This is a genomic window from Neorhizobium sp. USDA 3394, assembly GCF_056280385.1.
In genome coordinates, this window is record NZ_JBWCDU010000001.1 from 1,923,898 (window position 1) to 1,950,521 (window position 26,624).

The window sequence follows — 26,624 nt, forward strand, 5'->3', positions numbered from 1 at the left end:
CCCCTCAACGGCCGCCACTCCGTCGAGCATTCACCAAACCCTGCGTGACCTTTAAGCAACGCAATGTGGCGAAAATGCAACGATGAGCGGAAGGTGTCAAGCAGTCGGGAACAAACTAACCATCAAGCCCCACGAGAGCTGCGATAGACCGAGACGCCCAGTTCCCGGATCTTCTTGCGAAGCGTGTTGCGGTTGAGGCCGAGGAGATCGGCCGCCTTGATCTGGTTGCCGCGGGTGGCCGTCAGGGCCGCCAGGATGAGCGGATATTCCAGCTCCGTCAGGACGCGATCGTAGAGACCCGGCGGCGGCAGGTTTTCGCCGAAGCTCGCGAAATAGGTGCGCATGTTTTCTTCCACGGCCTGCGCAATGGTGAGCGAACCGCTGCGGGTGCCCATCTTGTCGATCGGGCTGTCGGGAACATCCGAGCGCAGCTCCGATTCGATGATCTCGCGGCTGATGACCTCCTGCGGATAAAGCGCCATCAGGCGGCGAACGAGGTTTTCCAGCTCGCGCACGTTGCCCGGCCAGGCATAGGCTTTCATCAGATCCAGCGCCTCGCTGTCGAAACGCTTGGCATCCAGCCCTTCCTTCTCGGCCATCTGCATGAAGTGACGAACGAGGTCCGGAATGTCCTCGGCACGGTCACGCAACGGAGGCAGGCGCAGCGGCACGACGTTGAGGCGGTAATAGAGGTCCTCGCGGAAGAGGCCCTGGTTGATCAGGTGCTTCAAATCCTTGTTGGTCGCCGCGACGATGCGGACATCGGTGCGGATGGGCGTGCGGCCGCCGACGGTCGTGTATTCGCCCTGCTGCAGGACGCGCAGCAGACGCGTCTGGGCGTCCATCGGCATGTCGCCGATCTCGTCGAGGAAAAGGGTTCCGCCTTCGGCCTGCTCGAAGCGGCCGGTGGAGCGGTTCTGGGCGCCGGTAAAGGCGCCCTTTTCATGGCCGAAGAGTTCCGATTCGATCAGGTCGCGCGGGATGGCGGCCATATTGATCGCGACGAACGGGCCGTTGCGGCGCTTGCCGTAGTCATGGAGCGCGCGGGCGACCAGTTCCTTGCCGGTGCCGGACTCGCCGGTGATCATCAGCGTCAGGTCGGTCTGCATCAGACGCGCCAGCACGCGGTAGATTTCCTGCATGGCGGCGGAGCGGCCGACCAGCGGCATGCCGTCCTGCATGTCGTCGTCGAGGCGGGCGGGCTTGCGCTTCGGTTCGGCAAGCGCCCGACCGATGATGGCGATCAGCTCGGTCAGGTCGAAGGGTTTGGGGAGGTAGTCGTAGGCGCCTTTTTCAGACGCCTTGATCGCCGTCATGAAGGTGTTTTGGGCGCTCATGACCAGCACCGGCAGCTCGGGCCGAGCTTTCTTGATGCGCGGCAGAAGGTCGAAGGCGTTCTCGTCGGGCATGATCACGTCGGTGACGACAAGGTCGCCCTCGCCGGCCGAGATCCAGCGCCACAGGGTGGCGGCATTGGAGGTGATGCGCACTTCATAGCCTGCCCTGGTCAAGGCCTGGTTCAGAACGGTGCGGATGGCCGCGTCGTCGTCGGCGACAAGGATCGTGGCAGTCATTTTACGCTTCCTGTGGAGTTCAAGGCGCGGCCGTCCATGGCCTCTTCCTTGTGCATGGGCATCAGAACACGGAATATCGTCCGGCGCGCCTGGCTGTCGCATTCGACGATGCCGCCATGGCCGCCGATGATCTTGGCGACCAGGGCCAAGCCAAGGCCGGAGCCGTTCGTCTTGGTGGTGATGAAGGGATCGAAGAGATGCGGCACGAGATCGGTCGGAACGCCCGGGCCGTTGTCGATGACGCAGAATTCGAGCGGCAGGGAAATCTTGTCCCGGGTGCCGGCGACCGAAAGCTTGATGCCGGGGCGATAGGCGGTGGTCAGCATGATTTCGCCATCCGGCTGGTCGCCGACCGCTTCGGCCGCGTTCTTGATGAGGTTGAGGAAGACCTGCACCAGCTGGTCGCGGTTGGCGAACACCGGCGGCAGCGACGGGTCGTACATTTCGGAAATCTTGATGTTGCGGGCAAAACCGGCCTTGGCGACCGCCTTCACGTGATCGAGCACCGAATGGATGTTGAGCGGCACCCGGTCGACCGGCCGTTCGTCGGAAAAGACTTCCATGCGATCGACCAGCGAGACGATTCGGTCGGTCTCGTCGCAGATCAGCTGGGTCAGCGCCCGGTCGTCGTCGGGAACGACACTTTCTAGAAGCTGGGCGGCGCCGCGGATGCCCGAGAGCGGGTTCTTGATCTCGTGGGCGAGCATCGATGCCAAACCCGTCACCGAACGGGCGGCGGCGCGGTGGGTGAGCTGGCGGTCGATCTTGTCCGCCATCGACCGTTCCTGGAAGACGACGACCACCGAACCCGGCTCGCTGACAACAGGCGCAACATAGAGATCGACCAGCTTGTCCTGGCCGAGACGTGGCGACGACAGGTCGACGCGGTATTCGTTGACGGGGGCCTTGCGCTCGCGCACCTGGTCGATCAGGGCGAGAAGCGGGCTGCCGAACGGGATGAAGGTGGAGATCTTGTTCTTGGCGAGGTGGGAAGCGCTGGCGCCGAAGAAGGCCTCCGCCTCCCAGTTCGCGAACGCGACCTTGCCCGCCGCATCGACCAATATCACCGGGTTCTGTACCGAGTTGAGGACAGCCATGGCGAGCGCGTTGCCCATCGTGGCATCCTGCGCCGGGGACTTGCTCATGCGGCCTCCTTCTGAGCGGCGGCGGCTTGCCCGCCGAGCGCTGCAATCATCCGGCGCGAGACATCGGCCGGGTCTTTCGAAATCATGATGGCGGCCTTTTCTTCGACGGGCACACCCGATGCATAGCGGTCGAGATACCAGCCGAGCTGTTTTCGAGCATGGCGCAGGCCGGCCTCGCGGCCGTAGAGTTCCAGCATCGCTTCATAGTGCTCGACGACGAGATCGGCGATCTCGGCCTGCGTCGGCGCGACGTGGCCGGCAAGCGAGCCGACATGCCAGGGACGCCCCTGAGCACCGCGCCCGACCATGACCGCATCGGCCCCGGAGCGCGAAAGGATAGCTTGAGCATCCTCGGGCGATTCGACGTCGCCATTGGCGATCAGCGGGATGGAGATCGCGTCGCGCACCGCGCGAATTGCATCCCAGTCCGCCCTGCCCTCGTAGAACTGCATGCGGGTGCGGCCGTGGATCGTCACCAACTGGATGCCGGCCTGTTCCGCCCGCCGGGCGATCTCAGGCGCATTGATGGAATTTTCGTCCCAGCCGAGCCGCATCTTCAGGGTCACGGGCACGCTGACGGCGTTGACCGTCGCCTCGATCATGGACAGGGCGTGGTCCGGATCGCGCATCAGCGCGGAGCCCGAATAACCGCCCGTCACCTTCTTGGCCGGACACCCCATGTTGATGTCGATGATGTCGGCGCCGTTATCGGCGGCGATTTTCGCGGCTTGTGCCATCGGCTGCGCCTCGCGGCCGGCGAGCTGCACCATGTGCGGCGAAATCCCGGCGCCCTTGAGCCGCGCCCATGATTCGCCGCGGTTCAGAATAAGCTCGCCGCTGGCGACCATTTCCGTTACCACGAGCCCAGCGCCATAACGCCAGGCAAGCTGCCTGAACGGCAGATCGGTGACGCCGGACATCGGCGCCAGGACCACGCGGTTGCGAATGGCGACAGGCCCGATCTGAAAAGGCTTGGCAAGATCTTGAGAACTCAAATGATGATCTTTCGGGCACATGAGATTGTTGCACTATTTTTATTCAGGTCTCGGGCGTTTGCCAAGAGCAATTCCGGAACTGCGTTATTTTTGAGCGGCATGCTGGAATTCAGGCTTTTGGTCCTATAGTTCTGCGCCTGTCAATCCAAAACGAATTACGGGTCGGGGACGACAAAGCCATGACAATCGGTCCCAAGACAATCGGTATCGTCATCGTCGCCGCAGGCCGCGGGGAACGGGCCGGTTCCCCTGAGGACGGCCCCAAACAGTACAGGCGGATCGGAAACAAGCCGGTCATCGCCCATACGCTCGAACGGTTTCTGACCTGGCCCCGCAGCGGCCCGATCGTCGTTGTCATCCATCCGGACGACAAGGCGTTGTTCGCGGCGGCAACCGTCGGCGTCAAGGGAGCGGCGGGCGTGATCACCACGTTCGGCGGCGAAACACGGCAGCGCTCGGTCTACGAAGGCCTGCGCGCCCTCTCTGGCACCGAGGCGACCCATGTGATGATCCACGACGCGGCGCGGCCCTTTATCGACCACGGCGTGCTCGAGCGGGTGGCGCAGGCGCTCGACGAGGGGCAGGACGGCGTACTGCCGGCCGTTCCCGTCAGCGACACGCTGAAGCGCGGCGGTTCCGACGGACTGGTGCACGAAACCGTACCGCGCGCCGGGCTTTATGCCGCGCAGACGCCGCAGAGCTTTGTCCTCTCCGAAATCCGCACCGCACACGAAAAAGCGGCGGCACTGCGCCGCGAGGATTTCACCGACGACGCCTCGATCGCCGAATGGGCCGGCCTGCCGGTCACACTGGTGGAAGGATCGGTCGACAATATCAAACTCACCGTGAAGCGGGATATCGCCATGGCCGACGAAAAACTCTCGCAGACCCGCTCCTCGGCCGCCCTTCCCGATGTGCGAACCGGCAACGGCTACGACGTGCACCAACTGGAGCCCGGCGACGGCGTGACGCTCTGCGGCGTATTCATTCCCCACGACCAGAAGCTCTCCGGCCATTCCGACGCCGACGTCGCGTTGCACGCCTTGACCGACGCGCTGCTCGCCACCTGCGGCGCCGGCGATATCGGCGACCATTTCCCCCCCTCCGACATGCAGTGGCGCGGGGCGGCGTCGAAGATCTTTCTCGACCATGCGGCAAAGATCGTCCGCGAGCATGGCGGCACGATCATGAACGCGGATATTTCGCTGATCGCCGAAGCGCCGAAGATTGCCCCGCACCGCCAGGCAATGCGCGAAAACCTTGCCGAGATTCTTGGCATTTCGCTCGACCGCTGCTCCGTGAAAGCGACCACCAACGAGAAGATCGGCTTTGTCGGCCGTCGCGAGGGCATCGCCGCGATCGCCACGGCGACCGTCGTTTACCGCGGAGACGCCGCGTGAGCCTGTTTCCCGCTGATATCGAGGACCAAGCCAGGCGGATCATCATGGACTTTACCGCGCGCGGACTGATGGCCGCGACTGCCGAATCCTGCACCGGCGGGCTGATCGCCGGGGCGCTGACGGAGATCTCGGGGTCATCGGCCGTCGTCGACCGCGGTTTCGTCACCTATACGAACCAGGCGAAGATGGACATGCTCGGGGTGTCGGATGCCACGCTGGCGACGCATGGCGCGGTTTCGAAGGAAACGGCGCTGCAGATGGTGCATGGCGCGCTTTATCGCTCGCAGGCGAGCGTAGCCGTCGCCGTGACCGGCATCGCCGGGCCTGGCGGCGGATCGGCGGACAAGCCGGTCGGGCTTGTGCATCTGGCCGCGAAGAGCCGCGCCGGAAAGCTCCTGCACCGGGAAATGCGCTACGGCGATATCGGCCGGACGGAAGTCAGGCTCGCGACCGTGCGGACCGCGCTGGAAATGCTGGCCGAAGCTGCAAGCTGACCGAGGTTCCGGCCGCAGACTGACCGGGCATTCCGATCAAGGATCTGGGCAGAGCGCAGCGACATCCGGCCCGAAATCTTCCGCGCTCACCTTCTCGCGATCCCACCATGTCTTGCCGTCTTTCACGAAGGTGGTCGCCATCCACTGATCCATCGTTTCGCGCAGCTTCTTCGCCGCCGTCTGAAACTTGGGGCTTGCCCGAACCTCCTCGAAACATTTCACCACCTTTGGCTGAGAGGGCAGCGCGCGCGTGACGTAAAGCATGTGAAAATCCAGGCTGCTCAGCGCCTCGCCGGTTTCGACCGCGGCTACCTTTGCCGCATCGGCTGCCGAGAGATCGATATCCAGGGTCTCGATATGGACGCGTTCGCCGGGCTTGCGGCCGGGAATGCTGAACTGGTCACCATCGACGCCATAGCTGCGGCTGACGATGTCGATATCCTGGAGTTTCGACGAGACGATGCCGGTGGTTGCGAATGCCAACAGAGAGGTCTTCGGATCGGACTTGGGAAACTTTTCAGTCTGCCTGATCTGAGCCACCTTGCCGACCGGCAGGGAGCCTGGCTCGGGCTCATGGGTCAGGCGCACATTCAGGAAGATTTCGAACTGCGCGATCCGGCGCGGAAACATTTCCCGATCGACGAAAACACCCATGGCTGGCGTCGCGGCATCTTCCGAATGCACAACGAACTTGAGCTCCGGCGACAGCCAGTATGCCCCGCTGATCGCCTTGCCGTCCTTGTCCGAGACGATCACATAGGTACCGGGCTGGCGAAGCTTCGAGAGATCGGCTGCAAAGGCGGGCATCGCCAGGAGCACAGCCAGAAGCACCGGCCACATCATGCGTGAGAGATGTCCTGCCATGCCAGCCTCCCCTGCGGTGAGGAGACTATCCGCCAGAGCGAGGCGGTTCGCAAGAGCGGGCGCTATTTCGGCAAGCGGGTCAGGTGTAGATCTTGTCGGCCCTTGTTTCGAAGGCTTCCGCGAACATGCGGAAGGCGCGGTCGAACATCGAACCCATCAGGGCGCCGAGGATCATGCTCTTGAACTCATAATCGATGTAGAAATGCACGATGCAGCCCTCCGGGCCGGCATTCGGCGAGCCGTCGGCCGCCGGCTCGAAGCTCCAGCGGTTGTCGAGATATTTGAACGGGCCCTCGATATATTTGACGTCGATGATCCGCTCGGCCGGATTGAGCAGGACCTGGGTGGTGAAGGTCTCGCGGATCGCCTTGTAGCCGACCGTCATGTCGGCCACGAGCAGCGTCTTGCCGTCGCGCTCCTTGGAGGAGCGTACGGTCAGCGCTTCGCAGAGCGGGAGGAATTGCGGATATTTTTCGACATCAGCAACGAGCGCGTACATCTTTTCAGCGCTGTGCTTGACGGGACGGCGGATTTCGAACTTTGGCATGATCCCGAGTTAAGCGCCCGCTCCGATAAGATCAAGAAGATCGCGCATCTCGGACCTCGATTTCAACATCAGAACGGGCTTTCCAGCTGCTTGCGCAGCCAACCCCGCAAGCACGCGCGGTCCATAAACCTTCTCCCAGGTCCACACGAACCGGAAGAACTGCCACTCCATCTTCTCCACGCAGCCGGGTGCCATTTCCGGGCGGGTGCGGCCCCTGTTGGTGATCCAGCGGCTTAAGATTCCCCAGATGCACAGCCAACGCGGCATGCGCACCCAGATGACGAGGTCGGCGCGCGGCACCCGAATGTCGAAAGTAGAGGTATTGGTGCCGTCCATGATCCAGCGTTCACCGGCGGCAAACTCGGCGAGGAGTCGATGCTGTTCCTGCCTTTCACGCTGCACCCAGCCTGGCAGCCAGAGCACGTCCCGGTCGATCGAGATGTAAGCAAGCCCGAAACGGCGGGCGATCTTCTGCGACAGCGTCGATTTACCGCCCCCGGAACAGCCGATGACCAGAATTCGATCGGCCCCGCGGATCTTGTCTGCCGCTTCGGCAATTCCCACGTAACGGATCGCATTCACGCCAGATTCCATGTCCATCATGCTCTCCCGTGAATCAGGCTCTCGGCATCGTGATCGGCGGTAACAGCCAATGACGACAGGAGGATTTCAATGTCAGGCAGACGGCGCTATAGAGGCCGCCGAATGCGATCGTGACAGGGCGTTAACTCGGACGTCGGAGTGACCGGCTCAACCACCGGTTATCTGTTGATGTCAGATGGCATTCAGATTAATAAGATTTAATGTAGCATCCATCCGGTTGTAGTGATCAGAGTCGCAAGCAAGCGTACAATTGGTATAATCAACCGACAGCAGACCGGGCGCAGCCGAAAGAGGCATCCATGGACGATTTCTCGCAGATGATAAAGCTGCTCGAATCCGCAAAGCAGCTTGCAGACATGAACCAGCTCCCCATGCTCGTCTATCTCATTGAAATGGCTAAGGCCGAAGCGCGCGGCCACAGGTTCACGCTGCGCGAACGAAGACGCGGCCAGGACAGACACGAAAAGGTCCAGGCAGCCGAATAGGCCCGGACCGGCTGCCGCCCTACTCGGCGGCGGCCAGGACTTTCTTCTCGCGCGCAGCCCTGAGGCGAGCGAAATCGTCGCCGGCATGATGCGAAGACCGGGTCAGCGGGCTGGACGACACCATCAGGAAACCCTTGGAATAGGCCACGGTCTCGTAGGACTTGAACTCCTCCGGCGTAACGAAGCTTTCTACCTTGTGGTGCTTTCGGGTCGGCTGCAGATACTGGCCGATCGTCAGGAAATCGACGTCGGCGGTGCGCAGGTCGTCCATCAGCTGCAGCACTTCGTTGCGCTCCTCGCCAAGCCCCACCATGATGCCCGACTTGGTGAACATGGTCGGATCCAGCTCCTTCACCCGCTGCAACAGCCGGACGGAGTGGAAATAGCGGGCGCCGGGGCGCACCGTCAGATAGTTGCCGGGCACGGTTTCCATATTGTGATTGAACACGTCCGGCTTGGCGGCGACGACTCGCTCCAGCGCACCGGGCTTCTTCAGGAAGTCGGGCGTCAGGATTTCGATCGTCGTTGCCGGCGACGCGGCACGGATCGCCCAGATCACCTTCTCGAAATGCTCTGCGCCGCCATCTGCCAGGTCGTCGCGGTCGACGGAGGTGATGACAACGTGGGACAGGCCCATCTGCTTGACCGCCTTGGCGACGTTTTCGGGCTCTTCCATATCGAGCGCGTTCGGCTTGCCGGTCGCGACGTTGCAGAAGGCGCAGGCGCGGGTGCAGATCTCGCCCATGATCATGAAGGTGGCGTGCTTCTTGTCCCAGCACTCGCCGATATTGGGGCAGCCCGCTTCCTCGCAGACCGTCACCAGCTTGTTTTCCTTCACGATCGCACGGGTTTCCTGGTAACCCTTGGAGACCGGCGCGCGGACGCGGATCCACTCGGGCTTGCGCATGACCTCGGTATCGGGACGATGCGCCTTTTCAGGATGACGGACGCGCTTTTCTTCGCTGATATCCGTCCTGTCGAGAATGGTGACCATAAGAACCTGCTTTCAACCGCCTGTATTGCGGCTACCGTCAGCGCCTGACGAGTTTGGCAATGAATAGCAAAATGCAGGAGCCGATGAAACCTGCAACCAGGTAACCCAGCCATCCGTCTGCAACATGGATGTTGAACCTGTTGAAGATGCCGTTGGCCAGCACCGCGCCGACGATGCCGATGACGATGTTCATGAAAATGCCGAAACGGACATCCATCAGCTTGCCAGCGAGCCAACCCGCCAGGCCGCCGATGATGATCGCCGCAATCCAACCTACACCCATGAGAACCCCCGTTGAAACCAAGTTTGAAAGATATGGGCGACCACTCGCCCGTTCGCAATATTGGTGGACAGGCCGACCCCACCTAAATCGTCATCCTCGGGCTTGAGCCGAGGATCCAGGCCGCGTCCTGCGAGGGAAGAGTGATCCTCGGGTCAAGCCCGAGGATGACGGCGGATGTGGCACCTCCCCACCCATCCCAAACGCAGGCAGCGAGCAATGCAGTGCCTATTACGCATTCAGCGCCCGGCCATAGGCGTCGAGCACGCTTTCCTTCATCGTCTCGGAGATGGTCGGATGCGGGAAGATGGTGTGCATCAGGTCTTCCTCGGTCGTCTCCAGGTTCATGGCGACGACGAAGCCCTGGATGAGTTCGGTGACCTCAGCGCCGACCATGTGGGCGCCGAGAAGTTCGCCGGTCTTCTTGTCGAATATGGTCTTCACCATGCCCTGGTCTTCGCCGAGAGCCACGGCCTTGCCGTTTGCGGCAAACGAGAAGCGGCCGACGCGGATGTCGCGGCCCTCAGCCTTGGCCTTGGCTTCCGTGAGGCCGACAGAGGCGACCTGCGGGTTGCAATAGGTGCAGCCCGGGATCTTCAGCTTGTCCATCGGGTGGACGTTGGGCAGGCCGGCGATCTTTTCGACGCAGATGACGGCCTCGTGCTCGGCCTTGTGGGCGAGCAGTGGCGGGCCGGCGACGTCGCCGATCGCGTAGAGGCCGGGCACGTTGGTCTTGCCGTAGCCGTCGATGACGATGAAGCCGCGGTCGGTCTTGACGCCAACGGCCTCAAGGCCGATGCCTTCGATATTGGCCTGGACGCCGACGGCGGAAATCATCCGGTCTGCGGTGATCTCCTGCGTCTTGCCGTCCTTGAGTTCGATCGTCGCGGTGACCGAGTTGGCACCCTTCACGACCTTGGCGACCTTGGCTTCGAGCAGGATCTTCATGCCCTGGCGCTCGAACTGCTTCTTGGCGAGCGCGGAGATTTCCACGTCCTCGACCGGCATGACCTGGCTCATGATCTCGACGACGGTGACCTCCACGCCCATGGTGCGGTAGAAGCTTGCGAATTCGATGCCGATGGCACCCGAGCCCATGACCAGCAGCGACTTCGGCATCTCTTCCGGCTTCATCGCCTCGAAATAGGTCCAGATCAGCTTGCCGTCCGGCTCGATGCCCGGAAGCGCGCGCGGACGGGCGCCTGTCGCGATGATGATGTGCTTGGCCGTATAGGTGCCCTCGCCCAGCGTGTTCTTCGGGATAGGACCGATCGGCTCGACGGGCTTCTTGGTGGTCTTGGAAACGACGATCTCGCCGGGCTTGGTAAGCTTCGCCTCGCCCCAGATGATGTCGACCTTGTTCTTCTTGAACAGGAAACCGACCCCGTTGTTCATGCGGTGCGCGATGCCGCGCGAGCGGTCGACGATCGCCTTGACGTCCGGCTTGATCGTGCCTTCCAGCGTCAGGCCGTAATCTTTCGCATGGGTCGCGGTGTGCATGACGTCGGCCGAGCGCAACAGCGCCTTGGTCGGGATGCAGCCCCAGTTGGAGCAGATGCCGGCGAGGTGTTCGCGCTCGACGACGGCGACCTTCAGCCCGAGCTGGGATGCCCGGATGGCGGCGATATAACCGCCCGGACCGGAACCGATAACGATGACGTCGTAGGATTGAGCCATTGCTTTCCTGCCTTTATCTTGGGGGCCAGCTTCAAGCGGCCCGCCTCGGGAAATCTTGTTCTACAGGCCCAGCATCATCCGGACGACGGGCTCGAGGCCGCGTCCGATGGCACGGGTATTGTCTGCATCGAGATGCACGCCGTCGATGGGCGTCGTTTTCGCCACCGATCCCGCATCGAAGAAGCCGCAGCCTAGTTCGTCGGCGAGGTCCCGATAGAGCGATGCGAGCATCGACGACTGCTCGATGGCTCCCCGATACAGCGCTCCGGTCATCGGGTTTGCGGTTTCGCAGAGCGTCGGCGGCGACACGATGAGGATTTCCGGCGTCTCGCATTCCCGGCCCCAGTCGTGAAAGCGAACGAGGCTGACCAGCTTTTTCACGCCCGCCCGGGCGCCGATCGCCGTGCCGTGGATGATCGGCTTCAGGTCGTTGGTGCCGAGCATGATGATCACCAGCTCGAGCGGACCGTGGCTATGAAGGACGGTCGGCAACAGCGTCGCGCCATTGCGGTCACAATCCGCAAGATTGTCGTCATAGGCCGTGGTACGGCCGCCGAGACCTTCAGCGACCACATTGACCGCGGGACCAAGCGCCGCCTGCAGGACGCTCGGCCAGCGATCCTCGAAGGCATGGCGGCCGCCGGTTGCGGCATCCGTGCCCCAGGTCAGAGAATCGCCATAGCAGAGAACGGTTTTCATCGAAGCGCTCACAGTTCCCCTCCCCCTTGCGGACACCCTCCCCGCAAGGGGGAGGGAAAGACCGGACTACACCAGCATCGCCATCGGGTTTTCGATGTAGCGCTTGAAGGCGGACGCGAGTTCCGCACCGAGCGCGCCGTCGATGACGCGGTGGTCGAAGGCGAAGGTTGCGGTCATGACCGTGCCCACCTTGATCTCGCCGTTCTTGACGATCGGCTTCTCGACGCCTGCGCCGATCGAGACGATCGAGGCCTGCGGCAGGTTGACGATCGAGGTGAAGTTGGAGACGCCGAACATGCCGAGGTTGGACACGGACGTCGTACCACCCTGGTATTCTTCCGGCTTCAGCTTCTTGTCGCGGGCGCGCCTGGCGAGATCCTTCACCTCGTTGGAGATGGCGGACAGCGTCTTCGTTTCTGCCTTGCGGACGATCGGGGTGATCAGCCCGTCGGGGATGGATACGGCCACGCCGACGTCGGCATGCTTGTGCAGCACGCGGGCCGTGGAGGTCCAGGAAGCGTTCGCCATCGGGACATCGCGCAGGGCCAGCGCCATCGCCTTGATGATGAAGTCGTTGACCGAAAGCTTGAAGGCCGGAACCTCGCCCTTGTCGGTCTTCTTCATCGGCGAAGACTTGTTGATCTCGGCGCGCAGCTTCATCAGCGCGTCGAGTTCGCAATCCATCGAAACGAAGTAGGACGGAACCGTCTGGCTCGACTCGGTAAGGCGCGAGGCGATCGTCTTGCGCATGCCGTCATGCGGCAGAAGCTCGTACGAACCCTCGGGGAAGAGCTTGAGGACGGTATCGTCCGCCGGCCCCTTGGCCATGGCCGGCGCGGCAGCGGCCTGCGGAGCGGCAGCCGGTGCGGGCTTGGCACCACCGGAAGCGACAGCCTTTTCGATATCGGCCTTGACGACACGGCCGTGCGGGCCGGAGCCGGCAACCGCCGAAAGATCGAGGCCGGCTTCCTTTGCGAGGCGACGGGCGAGTGGAGACGAGAACGTCTTTGCGCCGGACGACGATGCCGGGGCAGCAGCCGGAGCCGATGCTGCGACAGCAGGCGCCGGTTCTGACGCCTTCTGAGCCGGAGCGGCTTCCGCCTTCGGGGCGGGTGCAGCCTCGGCCTTCGCAGCCGGAGCAGCACCACCGCCGGCAGCGGCAGCCGCGACATCCTCGCCGTCGGCGGCCAGGATGGCGATCAGGGCATTGACCTTGACGCCTTCGGTGCCGGCCGCAACGACGAGCTTGGCAACGGTGCCCTCATCGACGGATTCGACTTCCATGGTCGCCTTGTCGGTCTCGATCTCGGCGAGCACATCGCCGGACTTGACCTTATCGCCTTCCTTGACCAGCCACTTGGAAAGATTGCCCTCTTCCATGGTCGGCGAAAGGGCAGGCATGGTGATGTTGATCGGCATCGAGACATCCTCCCCTTATTTGTAGCAGACGGTTTTCACCGCCTGGACGACTTCGCCGACATTCGGCAGCGCCAGCTTTTCGAGATTGGCCGCATAAGGCATGGGCACGTCCTTGCCGGCGATCGTCAGGATCGGCGCGTCGAGATAGTCGAAGGCCTGCTGCATGACGCGGGTGGCGATTTCGGTGCCGACCGAGTTCTGCGGATAACCCTCCTCGACGGTGACGAGGCGGCCGGTCTTCTTGACCGACTCGATGACGGTCGGCAGGTCCATCGGGCGCAGCGTGCGAAGATCGATCAACTCGACGTCGATGCCTTCCTTTTCCAGCTCGGCGACCGCCTTCACGGCATAGGTCATGCCGATGCCGAAGGAAACGATGGTGACGTCGTTACCCTTGCGGTGGATGCGCGCCTTGCCGATCGGCAGGACGAAATCGTCGAGCTTCGGCACTTCGAACTGGTGACCGTAGAGGATTTCGTTTTCCAGGAAGACGACCGGGTTCGGATCGCGGATGGCGGCCTTCAGCAGGCCCTTGGCGTCGGCAGCCGTGTAGGGCATGACGACCTTGAGGCCCGGGATCTGGCTGTACCAGGAGGCATAATCCTGGCTGTGCTGGGCGCCGACGCGGGCGGCGGCACCGTTCGGGCCGCGGAACACGATCGGCGCACCCATCTGGCCGCCGGACATGTAGAGCGTCTTGGCGGCCGAGTTGATGATCTGGTCGATCGCCTGCATGGCGAAGTTGAAGGTCATGAACTCGACGATCGGCTTCAGGCCCGCCATGGCGGCACCGACGCCGACGCCGGCAAAGCCGTGCTCGGTGATCGGCGTGTCGACGACGCGGCGGGGTCCGAATTCCTGCAGCAGGCCTTGCGTGATCTTATAGGCGCCCTGGTATTCGGCGACTTCCTCGCCCATGACGAAGACGTCCTCGTCGCGGCGCATTTCCTCGGCCATGGCGTCACGGAGCGCTTCGCGAACCGTGGTCATGACCATCTCGGTGCCGGCCGGGATATCCGGATCGGCGGCGGCCTCCGCCTTGGGCTGGGCCGGGACCGGGGCTTGAGCCGGAGCAGCGGCCGGCTTTTCTTCCGGGGCAGCCTGTGCTTCAGCCTTCGGAGCCTCCTTGGCAGGAGCCGAAGACCCGATCGCATCGGCGCTCTCGCCATCTTGCAGGAGCACGGCGATCTTGGTGTTGACCTTGACGTTTTCGGTGCCGGCGGCGATCAGCAGCTTGCCGATCACACCTTCATCGACGGCTTCCACTTCCATGGTCGCCTTGTCGGTCTCGATTTCAGCGATGACGTCGCCGGAGGTGACCTTGTCACCTTCTTTTTTCAGCCACTTGCTGAGCGTACCTTCCTCCATGGTCGGAGAAAGGGCGGGCATCAGGATATCGATTGGCATTGGGTTCCCTCCCCGCGATCAGAGCAGAATGTCGGTGTAGAGCTCGGACGGATCCGGCTCCGGATCGGCCTGGGCGAAATCGGCGCTATCCGAAACGACGTCGCGGATATCCTTGTCGATCGCCTTCAGCTCGTCCTCGGTGGCCCAGCCCTTTTCGAGGAGGCGCAGGCGCACCTGCTCGATCGGGTCGTGCTCGGAGCGCATCTTCTGCACTTCGTCCTTGGAGCGATATTTCGCCGGGTCGGACATGGAGTGACCGCGATAACGGTAGGTGAGCATTTCGAGAATGATCGGACCCTGACCGGAACGGCAGTGCTCGAGCGCCTCGTCGCCGGCGGCCTTCACGGCGCGAACGTCCATGCCATCGACCTGGATGCCGGGGATGCCGAAGCCGGAACCACGCAGCGAGTAGTTCGACTGCGCCGTCGCACGGGCCGTCGAGGTGCCCATCGCATAACGGTTGTTTTCGACGATATAGACGATCGGCAGCTTCCAGAGGGCAGCCATGTTGAAGCTCTCGTAGACCTGGCCCTGGTTGGCCGCGCCATCGCCGAAATAGGCGACCGAGACGCTGTTATTCCCGCGATACCTGTTGGCGAAGGCGAGACCGGTTCCGAGCGAGACCTGGGCGCCGACGATGCCGTGGCCGCCGTAGAAATGCTTCTCCTTGGAGAACATGTGCATCGAGCCGCCCTTCCCTCGGGAATAGCCGCCCCTGCGTCCTGTGAGTTCCGCCATGACGCCACGCGCGCTCATGCCGGTTGCCAGCATATGCCCATGGTCGCGATAGGCGGTGATAACCTGATCACCCTCCTGCTGCGCCATCTGCATGCCGACGACGACGGCTTCCTGGCCGATATAGAGGTGACAGAAACCGCCGATGAAGCCCATGCCGTAGAGCTGGCCGGCCTTTTCCTCGAAACGGCGGATGAGCAGCATTTCACGATAGGCGTGAAGATCCTGATCCTTGCCGAAATCCGGGGTGTTCTTGCCCGTAAACTCCTTGGCGGAGGATTTCGAGGCCGATTTGATTGCAGACTTTGCCGCTGGTTTGCGGCCGGATACAGACGCGGTTTTTGTCGGCGCCATTCATCCCTCCCTTTGAGTTCTGCGTTGAGAGCGAGATTGCGCCCTGACGTGTATCGCCAGATTCCCACCCTGGTGTCGGGGCGTACCATAGGCAAGAAAGCCTGCCCCAGCAATGCCATAAATGCATGGCTCACATTCCGCACAACCCACTGAAAAGGTTATGGAAATGTAAAATTAACCGAAATTCGGTTAATTTAGAAGTAGTTGTTGAAGATGACGATTTCGTCGCTGCGGGAAATATTCAGCTGATAGCGGGCGATCTCGTCCAGCATGTCCTTGTCGAGCGAACCGTCGCTCATCAGCTGAACCTGCCGCTCCAGCGTTTCGCGCCGGGCGGTCAGCTTGGCCAGTTCCTCCGCACGCGCCTGCCGCTGACGCTCGAATTCCTCCGTGGCGATCAGACCGAGATCACCGTGGATGGAATGATAGCCGAAGTAGGACAGAAACGCGACTGTGATGGCGGGAAGAACAAAACGGCCGAATTTTCTTTTCTTATGATGCTTTGTCCACATGCCGCTCTAACGCCTTGCCACGCTTACGGGATCTCAAATCGGATCCGAAACAGAGCTTCAAATTCGCAGAACTTGCTTAAGCAATCGTTGACCAGAATCGAGTCCGAAAAAAGCCCGCGTCTTTCGGCGCGGGCTTTGGAATTATGATGCAATGATTTGCTGGCCCTTCGCTTGGGCTCAGGGCGTACGTCCTTCGAAACGATCACTGGATCGTTTCGTCGGCTTCGCCAAACAGTCCTTAACCCTTCAGGATGCCGCGACCGGCATAGACCGCCTGCGGGCCCAGCATTTCCTCGATGCGGATGAGCTGGTTGTACTTGGCAAGCCGGTCGGAGCGCGACAGCGAGCCGGTCTTGATCTGTCCGCAATTGGTGGCGACGGCAAGATCGGCGATGGTCGAATCTTCCGTTTCGCCCGAGCGGTGCGACATGACGGCGGTATAGCTCGCCTTATGTGCCGTCTCGACGGCATCGAGCGTTTCCGACAGCGAGCCGATCTGGTTGACCTTGACGAGGATGGAGTTGGCAACGCCCATTTTGATGCCGTCGCGCAGGCGGGACGAGTTGGTGACGAACAGGTCGTCGCCGACGAGCTGGCACTTGGCGCCGATCTTGTCGGTCAGATACTTCCAGCCGGCCCAATCGTCTTCGGCCATGCCGTCTTCGATCGAAATGATCGGATACTTGGCTGCAAGCTCGGCGAGGTAATCGGCCATGGCTTCCGGCTCCAGCGTGCGGCCCTCGCCTTCCATTTCGTACTTGCCGTTCTTGAAGAACTCGGTCGAGGCGCAATCGAGCGCCAGGCAGACGTCGTCGCCAGGCGTGTAACCGGCCTTCTCGACCGATTTCATGATGAAGTCGAGGGCTTCGGACGCGCTCTTCAGGCCCGGTGCGAAACCGCCTTCGTCGCCGACATTGGTATTGTGGCCCTGAGCCGCCAGTTCCTTCTTGAGGACGTGGAAGATCTCCGAGCCGATGCGCACGGCGTCCTTCAGCGTTTCGGCGCCGACCGGCATAACCATGAATTCCTGGAAGTCGATCGGGTTGTCGGCATGAGCGCCGCCGTTGATGATGTTCATCATCGGCACCGGCAGGACATGGGCATTGGGGCCGCCGACATAACGGTAGAGCGGCAGGCCGGACGTTTCGGCAGCAGCCTTGGCGACGGCGAGCGAGACGCCGAGGATGGCATTGGCGCCGAGGCGCGACTTGTTCGGCGTACCGTCGAGGGCGATCATCGTCTTGTCGATATGGATCTGGCTTTCGGCATCAAAACCGCCGATCGCATCGAAGATCTCGGTGTTGACGGCTTCGACCGCCTTTTGGACGCCCTTGCCGTGATAGCGCTTGCCGCCGTCACGCAGTTCGACGGCTTCGTGCGCGCCGGTGGAGGCGCCCGACGGAACGGCCGCGCGGCCCATCGAACCGTCTTCCAGATAGACATCCACCTCGACGGTCGGATTGCCGCGGCTGTCGAGAATTTCGCGTGCGATGATATCGGTGATGGCGGTCAAGGGTCTCTCCCTGGGTTTGGACTTGACGTCATGAGGTCACTGAAAATGTCTCATAATCAATGACACGAAAATTACAATCGAAGCAGTTTGCGCGCTTTTTGTGAGCGGGCTCAAACCGCCTTGGCGACGGCATCGAGCGCAAGCAGCTTTTCGAGCAGCCGCGGCATGTCCTTCAGATGCACCATGTTGGGGCCGTCCGAGGGCGCGTTGTCCGGGTCCTCGTGCGTTTCGATGAACAGGCCCGCTATGCCGACGGCGACCGCTGCCCGCGCGAGGACCGGCACCATGGTGCGGTCTCCTCCTGTGGAGCCTCCCTGCCCGCCAGGCTGCTGTACGGAATGCGTCGCATCGAAGATCACCGGCGCGCCCATGGACGCCATGATCGGCAGCGAACGCATGTCGGAGACCAGCGTGTTGTAGCCAAAGGAGGCGCCACGTTCGCACAGCAGAACGTTCGGGTTGCCGCTCTGGGTGATTTTGGCGAGCACGTTCTTCATGTCCCAGGGCGCCAGGAACTGGCCCTTCTTGACGTTGATGACGCGGCCGGTCCTGGCGGCTGCGACAAGCAGGTCCGTCTGGCGGGAGAGGAAAGCCGGTATCTGCAGGATGTCGACCGTCTCCGCCACGACGGCGCATTGCTCTTCCGTGTGAATGTCGGTCAGGACCGGAAACCCGAATTCCTTCTTGAGGTCGGCGAAGATCTCCATGGCGGTTTCGAGCCCGATGCCGCGCTTGCCGGAAATCGACGTGCGGTTGGCCTTGTCGTAGGAGGACTTGTAGACGAGGCCGATGCCGAGCTTGCCGCAGAGTTCCTTCAGCGCATCCGCCATCATGAAGGCGTGGTCGCGGCTTTCCATCTGGCAGGGGCCGGCGATCAGCGACAGCTTTGCATCCTGCGCGAAAACCACCTTGCCGTCTCCTTCGCCGACGGAGACGCGTGGATTGGCGGTAACTTCCATGAACCTATTCCTCGAAGCCGAACAAAACACCCTGGCCGGGCGCCGCCGAGACGAGAACACGGCCCTCCCGGCGGACGAATGCGACGTCATTAGCAGCAAGGGTGATCTCTGTCACGGCAAGATCGGCCGTCTTGAAGATGATCGCCCGGCCGCGCAGGCCTTCGGCGCCCGGCGTCGACGGAAGGGCGAATTCCGCTTCGAGTTCGTGATCCTGCAGGATGCGAATGCGGGCATTGGCCGCGGCAAGCTCGAGCGATGCAGGCTCCGGCTTGGCCTTTGTCATCAGCACCTGCTCGGCCAGGGCTGAGAAATCGGAGGGCGCCGATGCCGACAGAATGATCTCGCCCAGCCCCAAGACCGCATTGGAATGGCGCTCCAGTTCGCCGCGATCGGCCGGCAGAGGGTTGATGCGCTGGCAGGAAAACATCAGGAAGTCGGGTGCCCGGTCATCTGCCGCAAAAGCCAGCCGGAAGCTCGCCTCGGTTTCGGAGCCGTCGGGCAAGGTCATCCCGCGGGAAAATTCCAGCACGTCGCCTGCCGAGACGCCACGCATTTTGAAACGCGCGTGATCGGCCATCGCGTCGCCCGTGGCGACAACGAGCCCCGAGAAGCCCTGCCTGTCGCGTGCCCCGCGGAAGGCCAGATCGCGTGCGGTAAAAACGTTGCCGCGCTTGGCGGCAGCGCTCGCATGGCGGCGATTGGCAAGGGCCAGCGGCTCCAGATAGCTGCCATCCGAGAAGAACACACAAGCATTGGCTGTGCCGAAAGGATGAAAAGCGTCGGGCGCAACTGTAAAACCGAGCTTCGTGAGCCGGGAACGCGCAGCGGTAAGTCCCGCCACCGGCAGCACGAGATGATCGATCGGTCTTGCGTTCACGCGAGGGCCCCCGGGATTGGAATCGCATAGCTACTTTGGCAGCGGGCTCGCGCCGCGCAAGTGGTGAGACACGAGATATCTGGCACGCATCTATGAAGAAAAAATCATCATACTTCACGAAAATTTAGGGACTTGCGGAACACATATGGAACATATAGTGTCTGTTCTGGATTTGTTTCCGACTCTGAGGGTGCCAAAAGATGCTCACGCGCAAACAACAGGAATTGCTTCTGTTCATTCACGAACGCATGAAGGAATCCGGCGTCCCGCCGTCATTCGACGAAATGAAGGACGCTCTCGACCTCGCATCCAAGTCCGGCATCCACCGCCTGATCACGGCACTTGAGGAACGCGGCTTCATCCGCCGCCTGCCGAACCGGGCCCGGGCGCTCGAAGTCATCAAGCTGCCGGAAGCCTATTCGCCGAGCATGCAGCCGCGGCGCGGTTTTTCGCCAAGCGTCATCGAGGGCAGCCTCGGCAAACCGCAGCCGGTCGCGGCGCCTCAGAAACCCGCCGCCAACGACGACTCTTCGAACGCCACGACCGTTCCGGTCATGGGCCGCATCGCCGCCGGCGTGCCGATCTCGGCGATCCAGAACAACACGCATGACATCGCGGTGCCAGCCGAGATGATCGGTTCAGGCGAACATTATGCGCTCGAGGTCAAGGGCGATTCGATGATCGAGGCCGGCATCCTGGACGGCGACACCGTGATCATCCGCAACAGCAATACGGCCAATCCGGGCGATATCGTTGTGGCGCTGGTGGACGACGAGGAAGCGACGCTGAAGCGCTTCCGCCGCCGCGGCGCATCGATCGCCCTCGAGGCCGCCAACCCCGCCTACGAAACCCGCATCTTCGGGCCGGACCGGGTGAAAATCCAGGGCAAGCTCGTCGGTCTCATCCGCCGTTATCATTGATCATCCGCCGGAGCGGTTCCGGCAACGATCTGTCGAACGCCTGGCTTCGCCAATCATAGTGGCGGTGCCTGCTCCAGGGACGGTCTGCGCCCGCCATGGCCGCACGGGCCTGCCAGCGCCGAATGTCGGTCGCGCCGTTGAGGAAAATCTCCAGGGCGCCCGCCTTGCGAAGCGTGGCACCATTGATCATCAGGGCGCCGGACCGGCATTGGTCGAAGCGGGCACGCGGCGCAATGACAAGATTGGCGGCATCGCAGGCGGCGCCTGCATAACGGCTATCCTCGACAGCGATGACGATGCCCTTGCCGGTGCCTGCCGCACACCAGGCGGTCGGCTCACAGGTGAAGCGGCCGGCAGGCGCCTGTTTTATACTCGATTTTGCCGTTTCGAGTTCCTGCGGTGTCAGTTCGCGGCGCCCGTTGGTTTTCTCGCCGGGAGGCTTGTCGTCGGGTGGCCTCTCGTCGGGAGGCTTGTCCCTGGGTGGCGACATTTCGGGCTTGGTGGGATCGCCGAGCAGAAGTGCCCTCTTCCATTGGTCGTAGACAAAGTCGGGCGGGCGGGCGCGATTGGTGGCGACCCCTTCTCCATCGACAAGTGCGACCATCGTCCCGTCTTCCGAGATCAGGATGTCCGGGAGGGGCATCGACCGCTCCTGCCAGGAAAGCAGCAGAGCGGTCGCCATCAGCGGTAGGCCTATCAGTCTCAGTCTCGTCCTCAGCAGCGTCAGCAGCAGAAACCCTGCCGTCGCGACGGCCAGGAACCAGGGATGCTGCCGCCCTGTGCCGACATCGCCGCCCCAGGCCGCGATGTGTTTGGCAATGGCGATCACCCACTCCAGGCCGAGGCCCATGAGCTTCATGAAGGGAGCATCGAGGCCGAACGGCATCAGCAGCATGCCGGCCAGCCCCGCCGGCATGACCACGAAGGAGATGATCGGCATGGCGGCGAGGTTGGCGGCAAGGCCGTAGGTGGCGATACGGTGGAAATGCTCGACCGAGAACATCGCCGTCGAGATGCCGCCGATCAGCGAGGTCACGAAGACGCCGGCCGCGAAATTCCAGGACGCCAACAGCGGCGTCACCACAGGGTGACGGAATGGCAGAGGTTCGGGATCACGGCGTTCCGCCCTGTGTTTCCAGAGCGCGTAGCCGGCGACCAGGGCAGCGGTGGCGGCAAACGACATCTGGAAGCTCGGTCCCAGTATTTCCGAGGGCGACATGGCGATGATGACCAAAGCGGACAGCGCGACATTGCGCAGGCTGATCGACGGGCGATCGAAAAGCACGGCGACCAGCATGATCGCCATCATGATATAGGCCCGCTCGGCGGAAACGCCGAAACCGGAGATCAGGTAGTAGGCCGTCGCCATCATCAGCGCGCCGAATGCGGCGATCTTCTTGACCGGATAGGCCTGGGCGAAGCCCGTGAAGACGGAAAGCACGGTGCGCACGCCGACAAAGAAGATGCCGGCGGCCAGCGCCATGTTCAGCCCGGAAATGGCGACGATATGGGCGAGGCCCGACAGGCGCAGCGCCTCGGTGGTGTCTTCGGAAATCGCCCGGCGCTCGTCCGTGACGATCGCCGCGGCAAAGGCGCCGGGATCTCCGGGCACGGTCTCCCGGATACGGGTTGCGATTGCGCTGCGCAGATCGAAAAGCCCGGTTTCGACCTGCCCAACCCAGCTCCGGTCCGATTGGACGGCAGCCTGCTTTTTCGGCCGTCCATAGAAAAATCCAACCGCACCGATGCCATCGAAATAAGAGGAAAAGGCAAAATCGTTGAGGCCTGGCAGGGCGGGTCCCGACGGGGGCGAAATGCGGGCGCGGCCGCTGATCGTCTCGCCGGTCCGGGCGGGTTCATGGCGGGACCTTGCCAGCAGAGATACACGCTGCGGTGGGCGCCTGACTTGCGGATTGTCGGTCCGCTCGATGCGGACGATGTAACGCCAGTTGCCCCGGGCATCGACCTCCCTGCGCTCGACCACGCCGGCGAGCTCGGTCGTCACCGGCGTATCGAGAATCACGGTGGACCGCCTCCAGGTCTCGAACTGCGCCAGCATCATGCCTGCGAGGAAGAGCGTGAGAGCGAGCGGCAAGAGGTGCGTGGCACCGGACCGGTAGCGCGAGACGGCCACAAACATCGCGCAGGCGCAAAAGAGGAGGAAATACGGCCAGAAAGCCGGGGTCTGCGGCAGAGCAAACCAGCAGGCGGCCCCTGCCCCGACGACAACGGGCAGAAAAAGGAAGCCGTGGCCATGGGCCACTTCCTCCTCCAGCATGACCGGGAGGCGGCGCCGCAGCCGGTCAAGGCGTCGGCTCGTCGAGCGGCGAAAGGAGCCGCCTGACGTGTGAACCGGTGGGTGGCGTTTGATCGCGGGAAAAAGTTCGGCCAGATCCCGGACCTTGACCGAGTCGGATGAGCCTCCGTTTACGCGCAGATCCGGCGACGGGGATATCAGCTTCCCTGCCTCGGCACGCGTCGGGAATGCATCTTCCTCCGGCATGAAACGCTCTGTTCGCCCCACCGCCAAACATGCGGCAATGCAACCTGCGCGTTTCCTCCCCGGCCGTCAACCGGCCGTTAAATATCGGGAATTCCGGGCCGCGAAAAGGGCTTGCAACAGGAAGTTGGACATCCAAGCAAAAGCCGCTGCCCAATAATTTTTCGCGCTGCACAAAATGCCGTCACGACAGCTTGGCATCAGCTTTCGGATCATATAGCTAAACGGTGGACGCTTAATTCTTGTGGCGCTTTTAGGGCGCCATGCCGCCAAAAGGTTGGAGGATCAGCATGACGGAAACAAGCGCAAATCTGGTAATCGGTGACAAGAAGGTCGACCTTCCGGTCAAGTCGGGCACGATCGGTCCTGACGTGGTCGATATCGGCGCTCTCTACAAGCACACCGGTACCTTCACCTACGACCCTGGCTTCACCTCGACGGCGTCTTGCGAATCCAAGATCACCTATATCGATGGCGACGCGGGCATCCTGCTGCATCGCGGTTATCCGATCGAACAGCTCGCCGAGCATGGCGACTTTCTGGAAACCTGCTACCTGCTGCTTTACGGGGAACTTCCGACCGCTGCGCAGAAGAAGGACTTCGACTATCGCGTGACCCATCACACGATGGTGCATGAGCAGATGAGCCGCTTCTTCACCGGCTTCCGCCGCGACGCCCATCCGATGGCCGTCATGTGCGGCTGCGTCGGCGCACTGTCGGCCTTCTATCACGACTCGACCGACATCACCGATCCGCACCAGCGCATGGTCGCTTCGCTGCGCATGATCGCCAAGATGCCGACGCTTGCCGCGATGGCCTACAAGTATCATATCGGCCAGCCCTTCGTTTATCCGCAGAACAACCTGGACTATGCGTCGAACTTCCTGCGCATGTGCTTTGCCGTTCCGTGCGAAGAGTATGTGGTCAATCCGGTTCTGTCGCGCGCCATGGACCGCATCTTCATCCTGCATGCCGACCACGAGCAGAACGCTTCGACCTCGACGGTCCGCCTCGCCGGTTCCTCGGGTGCCAACCCGTTCGCCTGCATCGCGGCTGGCATTGCCTGCCTCTGGGGCCCGGCTCATGGCGGCGCCAACGAAGCAGCGCTCAACATGCTGACGGAAATCGGCTCGGTCGACAAAATCCCGGAATACATCGCCCGCGCCAAGGACAAGAACGATCCTTTCCGCCTGATGGGCTTCGGCCACCGCGTCTACAAGAACTACGATCCGCGCGCCAAGATCATGCAGAAGACCACGCATGAAGTGCTCGGCGAACTCGGCCACAAGGACGATCCGCTCCTGCAGGTCGCGATGGAACTGGAGCGCATCGCGCTCACCGACGAGTATTTCATCGAGAAGAAGCTCTACCCGAACATCGACTTCTATTCGGGCATCACGCTGAAGGCGATGGGCTTCCCCACCACCATGTTCACCGTGCTCTTCGCTCTCGCCCGCACCGTCGGCTGGATCGCCCAGTGGGCCGAAATGATCGAAGATCCGCAGCAGCGCATCGGCCGCCCGCGTCAGCTCTATACCGGCGAAGCGCAGCGGGACTACATTCCGGTTTCCAAGCGTTAATCCGCAATCGGCACCCAACAAAAAACCCGGTCAGAAACGACCGGGTTTTTTAGTGTCCAGAACCTCAAGAACGATGCCGGCGGCCGCTTCGCCCGGCGGCACAGGCACCTGCAGGCGCTCCCAGGTGAGGTCGAAGCCCTCCAGCATGGCGCGCCTCTGCATCGTATCGGACGAAAGCCGCTCGGCCCAGCGGCAGAGGCTTGCCGGCCGCACCACCTCGTTGACGTATTCCGGCACCACCGCATAATCGGCGATCAGGTTCGGCAGAGCGCCGGACCAGGTCTTGATGCGTTTGGCGAGCATGGTGATCAGCCAGTCGGTCTTGTAGGCCGAGACCACCGGGATTCCGGCTAGGCCAAGCTCAAGGATCACCGTTCCGGACGCCGCAAGCGATGCATCGGCCTCAGCGAATGCCGCCCATTTGCCGTCCGGATCGGTGGTGATCTCCAGCTTGCCCTCGAAACCAGCGGCGATCTCCCGCACCAGCTTTTCCTGGCGGGGAACCGTTGGCAGCACAAAGCGCGTCGGTCCGTTGCGGGCAACGAACTCGCGGGCCGCCTCACCGAAGATCGGTAGCAACGCCTTGATCTCCGCCGAACGGGAACCCGGCAGAAGCATGATCGTCTTTTCTTCCCCCGGCGCCTTCACCGGGCGTCCGGCCCGGATGCCGCGGACCTTGAGGAGCGACGGATCGGCTGTCAGACGATGGCCGACGAAGGTGGTTTCCGGCCCGCCGAGGCGCTTCATGGCCTCAGGCTCGAACGGCAGCACAGCCAAGACATGATCGACATAGGCGAGCATCGCCTTGGCGCGGTATTCCTTCCACGCCCAGACGCTCGGGCAGACATAATCGACAATCGGCAGGTCCGGCAGAGCGGCGCGCACTTTCCTGGCGACGCGATGGGTGAAATCGGGGCTGTCTATGATGATCAGCACATCCGGCTGTGCCGCAACGATGGCGGCTGCCGTCTGTTTGATCCGCTTGATCAGGTTCGGCAGGCGGGCGATCACCTGGGTGAGCCCCATGATCGACAGTTCGGAAAAGTCGAAGAGCGAGACAAGACCCTGAGCCTCCAACGCCTCGCCACCTACGCCGACGAGTTCGACCGGGCCGTCATGAGCTGCCTTCAGGGCTGTGATCAGATCGCCGCCGAGAAGATCGCCGGATACTTCGCCGGCTATGACGCCGACCTTCAAGGTCCTGACCATTACAATCCTCCCTGCGGCAGGCCGGGATCGATGCCGCAGACGAAAATACCGGCAGCATCGGCCGCGGCAATCATCTTGGATTCTTCCAGCACCAAAGCGCGTCCCGCCTCCACGGCGATGCCGGCGAGACCGGCCTTGATGGCGTTTTCGATGGTCGACGGGCCGATCGTCGGCAGATCGGCGCGCATGTCCTGCTGCGGTTTGCAGAGCTTGACGAGCACGCCCTTGCGGCGGGCCGAAATGCGGCCTTCGGCGCGCAAGGCCGCCACCCGCTCCAGCATCCGGTCCGTGCCCTCGACGCCTTCCAAAGCCACGACACGTCCGCCGACGCTGACCGCGCCCTGGCCGATATCGAGCTCGCCGAGACGTTTGGCGGCTTCGGAGGCCCGATCGATATCGCGCCGGTCATCTTCCGACGGCGCATGGGTGCCGAGCGGACCCGTCTTCGCAAGCAGGCCGGGCACGATGTCGTGCGCGCCCAGCACCTCGCAGCCCATCGCCTCGATGAGTTTGATGACCATCTGGAGCACCGAATCGTCGCCGCCGGAAAGAAGCGTGCGGACGACCGAGGGGACCTTCAGGATGGTACGGAAAGTCGGATTGATATCGCGCCAGTCGGGCCTTCGGGCGACACCGCCCGACAGGATGACGCGGGTGATGCCCTTGTCGCGAAACAGGCGCTCGATCGCCGAAAGGTCACCGACGCCAATGGAGACCGCTTCGAAACCATCGAAGCTCTGATCGGATTCGCTTGCGAGCGCTATGATCAGAGGCGCTTCACCGGCCGCCTGGGCGGCTTTCGCCACATAGAGGGGCAAAAAGCCCTTCCCGGCGATGATCGCCAGCCGGCCCTTCGGCGCAAGGCTCGGGAGGCCGGCCATG

At 62.5% G+C, this 26,624-nt stretch carries 25 protein-coding genes; 5 read left to right on the forward strand and 20 right to left on the reverse strand.

The window, feature by feature from the left end; genetic code table 11:
• Window positions 1-122 precede the first annotated feature (122 nt).
• The 3 genes from ntrC to dusB are packed head-to-tail and all read right to left on the reverse strand — an operon-like array spanning window position 123 to window position 3,735.
• Window positions 123-1,574 (reverse strand): nitrogen regulation protein NR(I), encoded by a 1,452-nt coding sequence (ntrC, locus tag ACZ9EJ_RS09120; RefSeq protein ID WP_046606310.1) that lies wholly within the window; start codon window positions 1,572-1,574, stop codon window positions 123-125.
• Window positions 1,571-2,719, reverse strand: a complete 1,149-nt coding sequence (locus ACZ9EJ_RS09125) for a two-component system sensor histidine kinase NtrB (protein WP_046630565.1) — start codon at window positions 2,717-2,719, stop codon at window positions 1,571-1,573. Before ACZ9EJ_RS09125 ends, ntrC begins: the two co-directional genes overlap by 4 nt.
• Window positions 2,716-3,735 (reverse strand): tRNA dihydrouridine synthase DusB, encoded by a 1,020-nt coding sequence (dusB, locus tag ACZ9EJ_RS09130; RefSeq protein ID WP_046641425.1) that lies wholly within the window; start codon window positions 3,733-3,735, stop codon window positions 2,716-2,718. Before dusB ends, ACZ9EJ_RS09125 begins: the two co-directional genes overlap by 4 nt.
• 158 nt (window positions 3,736-3,893) lie before the next feature.
• Between dusB and ACZ9EJ_RS09135 the strand changes: the two genes are divergently transcribed.
• The gene (locus ACZ9EJ_RS09135) at window positions 3,894-5,114 is read left to right on the forward strand and encodes a bifunctional 2-C-methyl-D-erythritol 4-phosphate cytidylyltransferase/2-C-methyl-D-erythritol 2,4-cyclodiphosphate synthase (RefSeq protein ID WP_046641424.1); all 1,221 of its coding nucleotides are present in this window, start codon (window positions 3,894-3,896) and stop codon (window positions 5,112-5,114) included.
• A complete protein-coding gene (locus ACZ9EJ_RS09140; protein WP_046641423.1) occupies window positions 5,111-5,608 on the forward strand; it encodes a CinA family protein in 498 nt (165 codons plus the stop codon). Before ACZ9EJ_RS09135 ends, ACZ9EJ_RS09140 begins: the two co-directional genes overlap by 4 nt.
• 36 nt (window positions 5,609-5,644) lie before the next feature.
• On the opposite strand, the gene ACZ9EJ_RS09145 is transcribed toward ACZ9EJ_RS09140, so the two are convergent.
• From ACZ9EJ_RS09145 to ACZ9EJ_RS09155, 3 genes are all read right to left on the reverse strand, one after another.
• Window positions 5,645-6,472 (reverse strand): hypothetical protein, encoded by an 828-nt coding sequence (locus tag ACZ9EJ_RS09145; RefSeq protein ID WP_251090526.1) that lies wholly within the window; start codon window positions 6,470-6,472, stop codon window positions 5,645-5,647.
• Between the two features lie 79 nt (window positions 6,473-6,551).
• A complete protein-coding gene (locus tag ACZ9EJ_RS09150) occupies window positions 6,552-7,019 on the reverse strand; it encodes a type II toxin-antitoxin system RatA family toxin (protein ID WP_046630575.1) in 468 nt (155 codons plus the stop codon).
• 9 nt (window positions 7,020-7,028) lie between these two features.
• Window positions 7,029-7,622 (reverse strand): P-loop NTPase family protein, encoded by a 594-nt coding sequence (locus tag ACZ9EJ_RS09155; protein ID WP_370649815.1) that lies wholly within the window; start codon window positions 7,620-7,622, stop codon window positions 7,029-7,031.
• Window positions 7,623-7,921: 299 nt separating this feature from the next.
• Here ACZ9EJ_RS09155 and ACZ9EJ_RS09160 point away from each other — a divergent pair, with 299 nt between their 5' ends.
• Window positions 7,922-8,107 carry a hypothetical protein gene (locus ACZ9EJ_RS09160; protein WP_046606303.1) on the forward strand — a complete coding sequence of 62 codons (186 nt, stop codon included), beginning with the start codon at window positions 7,922-7,924 and terminating at the stop codon, window positions 8,105-8,107.
• 19 nt (window positions 8,108-8,126) lie between these two features.
• On the opposite strand, the gene lipA is transcribed toward ACZ9EJ_RS09160, so the two are convergent.
• From lipA to ACZ9EJ_RS09215, 11 genes are all read right to left on the reverse strand, one after another.
• Window positions 8,127-9,101 (reverse strand): lipoyl synthase, encoded by a 975-nt coding sequence (gene lipA / locus ACZ9EJ_RS09165; RefSeq protein ID WP_046630579.1) that lies wholly within the window; start codon window positions 9,099-9,101, stop codon window positions 8,127-8,129.
• Between the two features lie 37 nt (window positions 9,102-9,138).
• Complete coding sequence (locus ACZ9EJ_RS09170; RefSeq protein ID WP_046630581.1) at window positions 9,139-9,384, reverse strand: GlsB/YeaQ/YmgE family stress response membrane protein; 246 nt, start codon at window positions 9,382-9,384, stop codon at window positions 9,139-9,141.
• A gap of 228 nt (window positions 9,385-9,612) precedes the next feature.
• Entirely contained in the window at window positions 9,613-11,058 is a 1,446-nt protein-coding gene (gene lpdA / locus ACZ9EJ_RS09175; protein ID WP_046641420.1) for a dihydrolipoyl dehydrogenase, read from the reverse strand.
• A 60-nt stretch (window positions 11,059-11,118) separates the two neighbouring features.
• Entirely contained in the window at window positions 11,119-11,757 is a 639-nt protein-coding gene (locus ACZ9EJ_RS09180; protein ID WP_046641419.1) for an SGNH/GDSL hydrolase family protein, read from the reverse strand.
• Window positions 11,758-11,823: 66 nt separating this feature from the next.
• Window positions 11,824-13,176 (reverse strand): pyruvate dehydrogenase complex dihydrolipoamide acetyltransferase, encoded by a 1,353-nt coding sequence (locus ACZ9EJ_RS09185; RefSeq protein WP_046641418.1) that lies wholly within the window; start codon window positions 13,174-13,176, stop codon window positions 11,824-11,826.
• A gap of 15 nt (window positions 13,177-13,191) precedes the next feature.
• Window positions 13,192-14,583, reverse strand: coding sequence for a pyruvate dehydrogenase complex E1 component subunit beta (locus tag ACZ9EJ_RS09190; RefSeq protein WP_046641417.1), 1,392 nt, complete (start codon window positions 14,581-14,583; stop codon window positions 13,192-13,194).
• Between the two features lie 18 nt (window positions 14,584-14,601).
• Window positions 14,602-15,672 (reverse strand): pyruvate dehydrogenase (acetyl-transferring) E1 component subunit alpha, encoded by a 1,071-nt coding sequence (gene pdhA / locus ACZ9EJ_RS09195; RefSeq protein WP_046630590.1) that lies wholly within the window; start codon window positions 15,670-15,672, stop codon window positions 14,602-14,604.
• A 194-nt stretch (window positions 15,673-15,866) separates the two neighbouring features.
• A complete protein-coding gene (locus ACZ9EJ_RS09200; protein WP_046630592.1) occupies window positions 15,867-16,184 on the reverse strand; it encodes an FtsB family cell division protein in 318 nt (105 codons plus the stop codon).
• A gap of 238 nt (window positions 16,185-16,422) precedes the next feature.
• Entirely contained in the window at window positions 16,423-17,697 is a 1,275-nt protein-coding gene (eno, locus tag ACZ9EJ_RS09205; protein ID WP_046641416.1) for a phosphopyruvate hydratase, read from the reverse strand.
• Between the two features lie 110 nt (window positions 17,698-17,807).
• Window positions 17,808-18,656: a 3-deoxy-8-phosphooctulonate synthase gene (gene kdsA, locus ACZ9EJ_RS09210; protein WP_046641415.1), complete on the reverse strand. Its 849-nt coding sequence runs from the start codon at window positions 18,654-18,656 to the stop codon at window positions 17,808-17,810.
• 4 nt (window positions 18,657-18,660) lie between these two features.
• Window positions 18,661-19,533 (reverse strand): VOC family protein, encoded by an 873-nt coding sequence (locus ACZ9EJ_RS09215; RefSeq protein WP_046641414.1) that lies wholly within the window; start codon window positions 19,531-19,533, stop codon window positions 18,661-18,663.
• 200 nt (window positions 19,534-19,733) lie between these two features.
• Here ACZ9EJ_RS09215 and lexA point away from each other — a divergent pair, with 200 nt between their 5' ends.
• Complete coding sequence (gene lexA / locus ACZ9EJ_RS09220) at window positions 19,734-20,453, forward strand: transcriptional repressor LexA (protein WP_046630600.1); 720 nt, start codon at window positions 19,734-19,736, stop codon at window positions 20,451-20,453.
• On the opposite strand, the gene ACZ9EJ_RS09225 is transcribed toward lexA, so the two are convergent.
• Window positions 20,434-22,956 (reverse strand): ComEC/Rec2 family competence protein, encoded by a 2,523-nt coding sequence (locus ACZ9EJ_RS09225; protein ID WP_046641413.1) that lies wholly within the window; start codon window positions 22,954-22,956, stop codon window positions 20,434-20,436. The genes lexA and ACZ9EJ_RS09225 overlap by 20 nt on opposite strands.
• 287 nt (window positions 22,957-23,243) lie before the next feature.
• On the opposite strand from ACZ9EJ_RS09225, the gene gltA reads away from it, so the two are divergent.
• Complete coding sequence (gene gltA, locus ACZ9EJ_RS09230) at window positions 23,244-24,533, forward strand: citrate synthase (protein ID WP_046630605.1); 1,290 nt, start codon at window positions 23,244-23,246, stop codon at window positions 24,531-24,533.
• 30 nt (window positions 24,534-24,563) lie between these two features.
• Here the strand turns inward: gltA and lpxB are convergent, their stop codons facing one another.
• Window positions 24,564-25,742 (reverse strand): lipid-A-disaccharide synthase, encoded by a 1,179-nt coding sequence (gene lpxB, locus ACZ9EJ_RS09235; RefSeq protein WP_046641412.1) that lies wholly within the window; start codon window positions 25,740-25,742, stop codon window positions 24,564-24,566.
• The gene (locus ACZ9EJ_RS09240; RefSeq protein ID WP_046641411.1) at window positions 25,742-26,623 is read right to left on the reverse strand and encodes an LpxI family protein; all 882 of its coding nucleotides are present in this window, start codon (window positions 26,621-26,623) and stop codon (window positions 25,742-25,744) included. The genes lpxB and ACZ9EJ_RS09240 overlap by 1 nt, the downstream gene beginning before the upstream one ends.
• Between the last annotated feature and the right edge of the window lies 1 nt (window position 26,624).

Bases quoted from the DNA above. Each gene is read 5' to 3' on its own strand.
- ntrC (WP_046606310.1), bottom strand. From the start codon at position 1,574: ATGACTGCCACGATCCTTGTCGCCGACGACGACGCGGCCATCCGCACC.
- ACZ9EJ_RS09125 (WP_046630565.1), bottom strand. From the start codon at position 2,719: ATGAGCAAGTCCCCGGCGCAGGATGCCACGATGGGCAACGCGCTCGCC.
- dusB (WP_046641425.1), bottom strand. From the start codon at position 3,735: ATGTGCCCGAAAGATCATCATTTGAGTTCTCAAGATCTTGCCAAGCCT.
- ACZ9EJ_RS09135 (WP_046641424.1), top strand. From the start codon at position 3,894: ATGACAATCGGTCCCAAGACAATCGGTATCGTCATCGTCGCCGCAGGC.
- ACZ9EJ_RS09145 (WP_251090526.1), bottom strand. From the start codon at position 6,472: ATGGCAGGACATCTCTCACGCATGATGTGGCCGGTGCTTCTGGCTGTG.
- ACZ9EJ_RS09150 (WP_046630575.1), bottom strand. From the start codon at position 7,019: ATGCCAAAGTTCGAAATCCGCCGTCCCGTCAAGCACAGCGCTGAAAAG.
- ACZ9EJ_RS09155 (WP_370649815.1), bottom strand. From the start codon at position 7,622: ATGATGGACATGGAATCTGGCGTGAATGCGATCCGTTACGTGGGAATT.
- ACZ9EJ_RS09160 (WP_046606303.1), top strand. From the start codon at position 7,922: ATGGACGATTTCTCGCAGATGATAAAGCTGCTCGAATCCGCAAAGCAG.
- lipA (WP_046630579.1), bottom strand. From the start codon at position 9,101: ATGGTCACCATTCTCGACAGGACGGATATCAGCGAAGAAAAGCGCGTC.
- ACZ9EJ_RS09170 (WP_046630581.1), bottom strand. From the start codon at position 9,384: ATGGGTGTAGGTTGGATTGCGGCGATCATCATCGGCGGCCTGGCGGGT.
- lpdA (WP_046641420.1), bottom strand. From the start codon at position 11,058: ATGGCTCAATCCTACGACGTCATCGTTATCGGTTCCGGTCCGGGCGGT.
- ACZ9EJ_RS09180 (WP_046641419.1), bottom strand. From the start codon at position 11,757: ATGAAAACCGTTCTCTGCTATGGCGATTCTCTGACCTGGGGCACGGAT.
- ACZ9EJ_RS09185 (WP_046641418.1), bottom strand. From the start codon at position 13,176: ATGCCGATCAACATCACCATGCCTGCCCTTTCGCCGACCATGGAAGAG.
- ACZ9EJ_RS09190 (WP_046641417.1), bottom strand. From the start codon at position 14,583: ATGCCAATCGATATCCTGATGCCCGCCCTTTCTCCGACCATGGAGGAA.
- pdhA (WP_046630590.1), bottom strand. From the start codon at position 15,672: ATGGCGCCGACAAAAACCGCGTCTGTATCCGGCCGCAAACCAGCGGCA.
- ACZ9EJ_RS09200 (WP_046630592.1), bottom strand. From the start codon at position 16,184: ATGTGGACAAAGCATCATAAGAAAAGAAAATTCGGCCGTTTTGTTCTT.
- kdsA (WP_046641415.1), bottom strand. From the start codon at position 18,656: ATGGAAGTTACCGCCAATCCACGCGTCTCCGTCGGCGAAGGAGACGGC.
- lexA (WP_046630600.1), top strand. From the start codon at position 19,734: ATGCTCACGCGCAAACAACAGGAATTGCTTCTGTTCATTCACGAACGC.
- ACZ9EJ_RS09225 (WP_046641413.1), bottom strand. From the start codon at position 22,956: ATGCCGGAGGAAGATGCATTCCCGACGCGTGCCGAGGCAGGGAAGCTG.
- gltA (WP_046630605.1), top strand. From the start codon at position 23,244: ATGACGGAAACAAGCGCAAATCTGGTAATCGGTGACAAGAAGGTCGAC.
- lpxB (WP_046641412.1), bottom strand. From the start codon at position 25,742: ATGGTCAGGACCTTGAAGGTCGGCGTCATAGCCGGCGAAGTATCCGGC.
- ACZ9EJ_RS09240 (WP_046641411.1), bottom strand. From the start codon at position 26,623: ATGGCCGGCCTCCCGAGCCTTGCGCCGAAGGGCCGGCTGGCGATCATC.